The sequence below is a fragment of the Pseudorhizobium marinum genome, from assembly GCF_000705355.1.
GTDB classification, from domain to species: Bacteria; Pseudomonadota; Alphaproteobacteria; order Rhizobiales; family Rhizobiaceae; genus Neorhizobium; species Neorhizobium pelagicum.
In genome coordinates this window covers 1-1,246 of record NZ_JMQK01000063.1, presented here as the reverse complement: position 1 = coordinate 1,246, position 1,246 = coordinate 1, and the positions used below count along the sequence as shown (strand labels likewise).

The 1,246-nt window shown below is 56.5% G+C and carries 2 protein-coding genes; both read right to left on the bottom strand.

The window, feature by feature from the left end:
- Window positions 1–667: flagellin N-terminal helical domain-containing protein (locus EO99_RS0125370; RefSeq protein WP_029621325.1), on the bottom strand; the 667-nt coding region annotated here is incomplete at its 3' end.
- A gap of 309 nt (window positions 668–976) precedes the next feature.
- Window positions 977–1,246: flagellin (locus EO99_RS0125360; RefSeq protein WP_029621324.1), on the bottom strand; the 270-nt coding region annotated here is incomplete at its 5' end.

The window sequence follows — 1,246 nt, the reverse complement described above, 5'->3', positions numbered from 1 at the left end:
CGTCCTGAGCGATCAGGTCATCAACAGAGAAGGCCTCTACGGTCACCTGCTCAGACACACCGTCGGTGTTGACGGAAAGCGTTACGCTCTTTGCGGAAACGTCGTAGACTTTGTCCAGGATGCCGAGGTTGGCGCCCGTCGTGTCGAACAGCACGTTGTCGGTCGTCAGCGCGTAGTTGACCTTCTTGACCGAAACGCTGCCATCGTCGCCACGAACGAACGAAGCGACAACAGTCTTGGTCTCACCGGCGCCGACATTGGCCTGCAACCAGTTTTCGCCCGAGAAGGATGCCGCCTGGGCGATCGAGGTCAGCTGGTCCTTAAGCTGGTCGATTTCTTCCTGGACCTTGGCCTTGTCGATGCCGTCTTCAGTCGCGGCAACGAGCTTGGCCTTGATTTCCTTGACGACTTCGATGGCCGAATCCATACCGGCATATGCGGTATCGACTTTGGCGGCGCCGAGGCCGAGGGCGTCTTCTACGGCGGCAAGAGCCATGTTGTCCGAACGCATGGTCGTTGCGATCGACCAGTAAGCTGCGTTGTCCGAAGCGGAACCAACGCGCATGCCCGAGGAAACGCGAGCCTGAGTTTCTTCCATGCCGGAAGAGATCGTGCGCAGGGTGGAGAGCGCAGCCATGGCTGCGACGTTTGTCAGGATGCTAGTCATATTATGGGTGCCCCTTGAATGGCTGATTTGGAAAGGGACATTCCGGGCAATACCGGGAGCCGGCGCACAGCATCATGCTTACTAACCTGTTAATAAACAAGGTTAACTCACCGTCTCGATAAGGCTAGGTAACGCCAGTTTGGTTAATGAAGACCTAAACGAAAGGGCAAATGCGGCACAGCCGTAGATTTTATTTTACAGCTCTTGCGTGCGCGCGCGCGTGCCAGAACATGCTTAAAAAAAAGTGAAGCCGCACCTGTTTCCAGGTGCGGCTTCTTTGCAACGATACGTTCGTGAGGCTCGATCCGATTAACGGAAGAGCGACAGGACGTTCTGCGAGTCGGAGTTTGCAATCGACAGAGCCTGGATGGCCAGCTGCTGCTGCGTCTGCAGGGCTTTCAGGCGGGTCGACTCTTCGTTCATGTCAGCGTCGACGAGGCGGCCTACGCCCTTGTCGATCGACTCGCTCAGCTTGTTGACGAACTCTTCCTGCATGTCGATGCGCATGCCGATTGAACCAAGATCGGCAGCTGCGCTGGTCATGTCGTTCAGAGCCTCGTCAACACCGGAGATCAGTGT